Annotated in this window: 8 protein-coding genes; all 8 read left to right on the top strand. The window is 64.8% G+C overall.

The window, feature by feature from the left end:
* The first annotated feature begins 170 nt into the window (after positions 1-170).
* The 8 genes from secF (at position 171) to fabG (ending at position 6,661) form a co-directional block, all read left to right on the top strand.
* Positions 171-1,115 carry a protein translocase subunit SecF gene (secF, locus tag ACYQ2W_RS04050; RefSeq protein WP_459863475.1) on the top strand — a complete coding sequence of 315 codons (945 nt, stop codon included), beginning with the start codon at positions 171-173 and terminating at the stop codon, positions 1,113-1,115.
* A gap of 120 nt (positions 1,116-1,235) precedes the next feature.
* Positions 1,236-1,829, top strand: coding sequence for a Maf family protein (locus tag ACYQ2W_RS04045; RefSeq protein ID WP_459863483.1), 594 nt, complete (start codon positions 1,236-1,238; stop codon positions 1,827-1,829).
* Positions 1,830-1,988: 159 nt separating this feature from the next.
* A complete protein-coding gene (locus tag ACYQ2W_RS04040) occupies positions 1,989-2,525 on the top strand; it encodes a YceD family protein (RefSeq protein WP_459863473.1) in 537 nt (178 codons plus the stop codon).
* 40 nt (positions 2,526-2,565) lie between these two features.
* Positions 2,566-2,751 (top strand): 50S ribosomal protein L32, encoded by a 186-nt coding sequence (gene rpmF / locus ACYQ2W_RS04035; protein WP_459863471.1) that lies wholly within the window; start codon positions 2,566-2,568, stop codon positions 2,749-2,751.
* 61 nt (positions 2,752-2,812) lie between these two features.
* Positions 2,813-3,844 (top strand): phosphate acyltransferase PlsX, encoded by a 1,032-nt coding sequence (plsX, locus tag ACYQ2W_RS04030; protein ID WP_459863469.1) that lies wholly within the window; start codon positions 2,813-2,815, stop codon positions 3,842-3,844.
* On the top strand, positions 3,841-4,809 hold the full coding sequence (locus ACYQ2W_RS04025) for a beta-ketoacyl-ACP synthase III (RefSeq protein ID WP_459863466.1): 969 nt from the start codon (positions 3,841-3,843) through the stop codon (positions 4,807-4,809). Before plsX ends, ACYQ2W_RS04025 begins: the two co-directional genes overlap by 4 nt.
* Before the next feature lie 143 nt (positions 4,810-4,952).
* Positions 4,953-5,897 carry an ACP S-malonyltransferase gene (gene fabD, locus ACYQ2W_RS04020; RefSeq protein ID WP_459863464.1) on the top strand — a complete coding sequence of 315 codons (945 nt, stop codon included), beginning with the start codon at positions 4,953-4,955 and terminating at the stop codon, positions 5,895-5,897.
* Positions 5,898-5,917: 20 nt separating this feature from the next.
* A complete protein-coding gene (fabG, locus tag ACYQ2W_RS04015; RefSeq protein WP_459863462.1) occupies positions 5,918-6,661 on the top strand; it encodes a 3-oxoacyl-ACP reductase FabG in 744 nt (247 codons plus the stop codon).
* Positions 6,662-6,821 lie beyond the last annotated feature (160 nt).

Below are 6,821 nucleotides of genomic sequence, written 5' to 3'. Positions count from 1 at the left end.
CGCCGCCGGGCGGAGTGGCTCGGCGTTCCAAAACAGGAAGTTATTCTTTCGCGAGCCCTTAGTGCCGGCGGCACGGAACGAATGGGTGATCCGAGACACTAACCGAGGATGACCCCGTTATAATCAGCGGGCGCTCCGCTCAAGATGAGTCCCAAACGAGTCCTAACCGAATGAAATTGATAGACGCCAAAATGATCGACTTCATGGGGTATCGCAAGTCTGCGATCCTCTTCTCCGCGCTGCTGATCGCCGTCTCGATCATCTCGCTGGCGACCCGTGGGCTCTCCTTCGGCATCGACTTCACCGGCGGTACCCTGATCGAGGTGGGCTATCCCCAGCCGGTGGACCTGCCGGAGGTACGCTCCGCACTGAAGACGGGGGGGGTCGAGGAGGCGGTCGTGCAGCATTTCGGCACCGCCCGCGACGTGCTGGTGCGCACCCCGCCGAAGGAGGGGGAGAACAGCGCCGAGCTGAGCAGCCGGGTGCTGGCGGCCCTGAAGAAGGGGGACGCCGGAGCGGAGATGCGCCGGGTGGAGTTCGTCGGTCCCCAGGTGGGTGGCGAACTGGTCAATGACGGCGGGTTGGCGATGCTCTACGCGCTGATCGGCATCCTCATCTACGTGGCGATGCGTTTCGAGTACCGCTTCTCCCTCGGCTCGGTGATCGCCCTGATCCACGATGTGATCATCACCCTGGGCGTCTTCTCGGTGTTCCAGTTGGAGTTCGATCTGGTGGTACTGGCGGCGGTGCTGGCGGTGATCGGCTATTCGCTCAACGACACCATCGTGGTCTTCGACCGTATCCGCGAGAACTTCCGCAAGATGCGCAAGGAGGGGCCGGTCGAGGTGGTCAACGTCTCCCTTACCCAGACCCTGTCGCGTACCTTGATGACTTCGGGGACCACGCTGCTGGTGCTGGTGGCGCTGTTCTTCATCGGCGGCTCGGTGATCCACAACTTCTCCCTGGCGCTGATCGTCGGCATCGTGATCGGTACTTACTCCTCCATCTACGTCGCCAGTACCGTCGCCCTGGCCCTCGGGGTGAGCAAGGCCGATCTGGTCGCCCCGCCCAAGGAGGGCGGCGAGGGCGCCTCCGAGCTGGAGAACGCCCCTTAAGAATTTTTCCGCAAATGAACGCGAAATAAACGCGAATGAAGAGATTATGGGCGGGCTTTTGGCCCGCCTGCTTATTTATTCGCGTTCATTTGCGGACCCCTCTTCTTGAGATTTTCCATGATGACGCTTCCGCTGGTGCTCGCATCCACCTCGCCGTTTCGCCGGGAGGTGCTCTCCAAGCTCGGTCTGCCGTTCGAGACAGCGTCACCGGACGTTGATGAATCGGCGTTGACCGGCGAGTCCCCGGAGATGCTGGTGGCCCGCCTCTCCGAGGCGAAGGCCCGCGCGGTCGCCGGACTTCACCCCGAGGCATTGATCATCGGTTCCGATCAGGTGGCGGTGCTCGCCACCGATGCGGGAGTCGAGGTGCTCGGCAAGCCGGGCGATCACCCGCGGGCGGCGCTTCAGCTCCGGAGGCTCTCCGGTCATCGGGTCACCTTTCTCACCGGACTCTGCCTCTACAACAGTGCCGCCGACCGGGCCCAGGGTGTGGTGGAGCCGTTCCACGTCCACTTCCGCGAATTGAGCGAGGACATGATCGAGCGCTATCTGCAGGCCGAGCAGCCCTACAACTGTGCCGGCAGCTTCAAATCGGAGGCGCTGGGTATCGTGCTCTTCGATCGCCTGGAAGGAGATGACCCCAACGCCCTGATCGGCCTGCCCCTGATCCGCCTGGTGAGGCTGCTGGAAGAGGAGGATGTCCACGTCCTGTGAGCGTCCAACGCTGTCACCGCCCTGCCCGGATTTGGGCGGTGTGCACAAGATGAAGGGAAAGGGCCGCTGAGGTAGCCCTACATCTTGTGCCGAGCCCTCGCATTTCGGTAGGCACAAATTTTTGACATGGGCGCTGTGCTTTCGTATGATGCGCCGCTTATGTTCGAGCCTTTGCCGGAACGCCTGGATCTGTTGCGGGATGCCTCCCGCGGGCGGGCATTCCGCGGGCGAATCCCCCTCGATCGGATGGCGCGGCTGCGCGTGGCCGCCGTGGATGCGGTTGGCGACGCCGTGGTGGAGTTTGCGCTCGATCGCGACGGCGCGGGCCGCCCGTTCATGAAGGGGACGGTCGCGGCGGCGGTGGCGTTGACCTGTCAGCGCTGTCTGCAGCCGGTGATGCTGGAGCTGGAGGCCGTCTTCTCCCTGGGGCTGGTCCGCGGGGAGCAGGAGGCGGAGCGTCTGCCGGAGGAGTACGAGCCGTTGCTGGTCGCTCCCGAGCCGATGGAACTCGCTCCGTTGATCGAGGACGAGCTGCTGCTGGCGCTGCCGGCGGTGGCCCGTCACGATACGTGTTCGATGGGCTATTCGCCGGAGCCGGCGGCGGAGCCCGAGGAGGCGCCGCCGCGGGAGAACCCGTTTGCGGCGCTCTCCGCGCTCAAACGCGAGGCGCCGGATGAGGGCGGCTCGGACCGGTGAATGTTTTGTTTATCAAGGTTGTAACTTCAGGAGCCTGACCATGGCCGTTCAGCAGAACCGCAAGACCCCCTCCAAGCGTGGCATGCGCCGTTCCCACGATGCCCTCAAGGGGCCGACCCTCTCCGTCGATGCCGGCAGCGGCGAGACCCATCGCCGTCACCACGTCACCGCCGACGGGTTCTACAAGGGCCGCAAGGTGATCAATACCTCCGGCGACGCCGAGTAATCACCGCAATCACGCCGGGCTTTGCCGTCCGGCGGCGGTGGTTATCCGACTCCCGATCCGTATGACGGATACCGCGATCACGATTGCGCTGGACGCCATGGGCGGTGACTTCGGTCCCGACGTGGTGGTGCCGGCGGCGTTGAAAGCCCTTCGCAAGCATCCCGAGTTGAAGCTGATCCTGGTCGGCGACCGGGAGGCGGTGTCCTTGCGCCTCGCCGCCGAAAAGGGGGTGGTGGGCGAGCGGTTGCGGATCCAGCACGCCTCCCAGAGAGTGGAGATGAGCGATCCGCCGGCGCTCGCCCTGCGCAACAAGAAGGACTCTTCGATGCGGGTGGCGATCAATCTGGTGAAGGAGGGGGGGGCGGACGCGGCGGTCAGCGCCGGCAACACCGGAGCGTTGATGGCTACCGCCCGCTTCGTGTTGAAGACCCTGCCGGGGATCGATCGACCGGCGATCATGACCGCCATCCCCTCGTTGCGTGGGCACACCAACGTCCTCGATCTCGGGGCGAATGTGGACTGCTCGGCCGAGCACCTGTTCCAGTTCGGTGTAATGGGCTCGATCACGGTGAGCGCGGTGGATGGCATCGCCGAACCGGCGGTGGGGCTGCTCAACGTCGGCGAGGAGGACATCAAGGGCAACGAGCAGGTGAAGGAGGCCCACGCGCTGTTGGAGCGTTCGGAACTTCGCTACATCGGCTTCGTCGAAGGGGACGACATCTTCAAGGGCAAGGCCGACGTGGTGGTTTGTGACGGCTTCGTCGGCAATGTCTTCCTGAAGACCACCGAGGGGCTGGCGAAGATGATCAGCCACAACATGAAGGCGGAGTTCAAGCGGGGCTGGTACTCGAAGCTCGCCGCCGTTTTCGCCCTGCCGGTGCTGCGGCGTTTTCGTGCCGCCCACGACCCCCGCGCCTACAACGGTGCCAGCCTGCTCGGGCTCAACGGCATCGTCATCAAGAGCCATGGTGGGGCCGATCCCTTTGCCTTCGGCAATGCCATCCGCATCGCCATGCTTGAGGTGCGCAAGCAGGTGCCCCAGGCGATCCGCCAGCGGGTGGAGAGCCAACTGATTGAGAGGCAAGCGGTTTGACCTACTCCCGTATCGCCGGTACCGGTGGCTATCTCCCCGAGCGGGTGATGACCAATGCCGATCTGGAAAAGTTCGTCGACACCACGGATCAATGGATCCGCGAGCGCACCGGCATCGAGAAACGCCACTTGGCGGCCGATGGCGAAACCACCTGCGACCTGGCGGAGCGGGCGGCGCGGCGGGCGATCGAAATGGCCGGTTGCGAGGCCGCGGAGATCGACCTCATCGTGGTCGCCACCACCACCCCCGATCGTATCTTCCCGAGCACCGCGGCGCTGCTCCAGCATCGCCTCGGTGCCAATGGTGGCGCGGCCTTCGATGTGCAGGCGGTGTGCACCGGCTTCGTCTATGCCCTCGGCGTGGCCGACAACTTCATTCGCGCCGGTTCCTCCCGGCGTGCCCTGGTGGTGGGGGCGGAGACGATCTCGCGGGTCGTCGACTGGAGCGATCGCACCACCTGCGTGCTGTTCGGTGACGGTGCCGGAGCGGTGGTGCTGGAGGCGAGCGAAGCGCCGGGGATTCTCTCCACCCATCTGCACGCCGATGGCGGTTACGACGAACTGCTGCAGGTGCCGTGGGGTCCCTCCCAGGGCTATGACGCGCTCGATGGTGAAAGCCGCTTCATCCAGATGCGTGGCAACGAGGTGTTCAAGATGGCGGTCAATACCCTGGGCCGCATCGTCGACGAGACCCTGGAAAAGAATGGGCTGGAGAAGTCCGACGTCGATTGGCTGATCCCGCATCAAGCCAATACCCGGATCATCGCCGCCACCGCCAAGAAGCTGAAGATGCCGATGGAGCGGGTGGTGCTGACGGTCAACGAGCAGGGCAACACCTCCGCCGCCTCGGTCCCGCTGGCGCTCGACACCGCGGTGCGCGACGGGCGCATCAAGCGCGGCGAGACGCTGCTGCTGGAGGCGTTCGGCGGTGGTTTTACCTGGGGTTCCGCCCTGGTGAAATTCTAAAGAGAAGAAATGGACAGGATTAACAGGATTTTTCAGGATTTACAGGTTTGCCTGAGGTGTTCGGTAGTTGCCTGATTCCATTAAATTCTGGCCTGTCAATCCCGCCAAATCCTGTTAATCCTCTAGAATTCCTTGATTTTTAAATGAATAGCAATCTCGCCTTTCTCTTCCCCGGTCAGGGTTCCCAGTCGGTCGGAATGCTCGCCGATCTCGCCGCCTCCTTTCCGCTGGTGGGCGAAACGTTTGGTGAGGCGTCCGACGCCCTCGGTTATGATCTCTGGTCGCTGGTGGCCGGGGGGCCCGAGGAGGAGCTCAATCGCACCGAGAAGACCCAGCCCGCGATGCTCGCCGCCGGTATCGCCGTGTGGCGCGTCTGGCTGGAGCAGGGGGGGGCCGTTCCGGCCTCCGTTGCCGGTCACAGCCTGGGTGAATATACGGCGCTGGTTGCCGCCGACGCCATCCCGTTCGTCGATGCGGTGAGGCTGGTGGCCGCCCGTGGCCGTTTCATGCAGGAGGCGGTGCCGGAGGGGGAGGGCGCGATGGCCGCCCTCCTCGGTCTGGACGATGACGCGGTGCGCGCGGTCTGCGCCGAAAACGCGCATGGCGACGTGCTGGAGGCGGTCAATTTCAACTCCCCCGGTCAGGTGGTGATCGCCGGTAGCAGCGCCGCGGTGGACCGTGCGCTGGCGGCGGCCAAGGGGGCGGGGGCGAAGCGGGCGGTGAAGCTCGTGGTGAGCGCCCCCTCCCACTGCGCGCTGATGAAGCCGGCGGCGGAGCGGCTGGCCGCGGAGCTGGCGGCCGTCGAGGTGTCGAAGCCGGCCATTCCGGTGGTCCACAACGCCGACGTGGCCGTCTACGACGACCCCGCGGCGATACGCGACGCGCTGGTGCGCCAACTTCACCAGCCGGTGCGGTGGGTGGAGAGCGTCCGCTGGATCGCCGCCCGGGGCGCAGGTTTGATGGTGGAGTGCGGTCCCGGCAAAGTGCTGGCCGGGCTCAACCGCCGTATCGAAAAGAAGATTGATACCGTTGCGGTGTTCGATCCCAGTGGCATCGAGCAGGCGCTCGCCGCGGTGAATGGCGGCTAGATTGGGAAAAGGGGGAAGCCATGTCCTTGCAGAACGAGATTGCGCTGGTCACCGGCGCCAGCCGCGGCATCGGCCGCGCCACCGCCATGGCCCTCGGCGCCCGTGGCACCACGGTGATCGGTACCGCCACCTCGGAAAAAGGTGCGGAGGCGATCGATGCGGCGTTGCGTGAGGCGGGGATCGCGGGCGCCGGGATGGTGCTCGACGTTACCGAGCAGGCCTCGGTCGACGGGCTGATCGAGGCGGTCGAGGAGCGTTTCGGCAAGATCACCGTGCTGGTCAACAACGCCGGCATTACCCGCGACAACCTGCTGATGCGGATGAAGGACGAGGAGTGGGATTCGATCATCGCTACCAACCTCGGCTCGGTCTACCGCCTTTCCAAGGCGGTGCTGCGCGGCATGATGAAGGCGCGCCGTGGCCGCATCGTCTCCATCGCCTCCATCGTGGGTGTCACGGGCAATCCCGGCCAGACCAACTACGCAGCCGCCAAGGCGGGGATCATCGGTTTCAGCAAGTCCCTGGCCCGCGAGGTGGGCTCGCGCGGGATCACCGTCAACGTAGTGGCCCCCGGCTTCATCGATACCGACATGACCCGGGCGCTCAGCGACGAGAAGCGTGCCGCGTTGACCGGCCAGATCCCGCTGGCCCGTCTCGGTCAGGTGGAGGATATCGCCAACGCGGTTGTCTTCCTCGCCTCGCCGGAGGCCGGCTACGTCAGCGGCGAGACCCTGCACGTCAACGGCGGGATGTACATGAGCTGATTCCGGCCTTCGGATTTGAAATCGGGAATATCCGGTAGCCTGTTGATATATAAAGCTTTTCTGTCCTTCTCGTTGCGTCGGTGGTCCCCCCTTTTCCGAGGGGGAGATCGAGCTAGATCGGCGAACGGGATTTCAATACAATACCGGCGGCGGCGTCCGC

This window comes from Endothiovibrio diazotrophicus (assembly GCF_054657215.1).
Note: the sequence above shows the minus strand (reverse complement) of the source record. Positions and strands in the feature narration are given on the sequence as shown.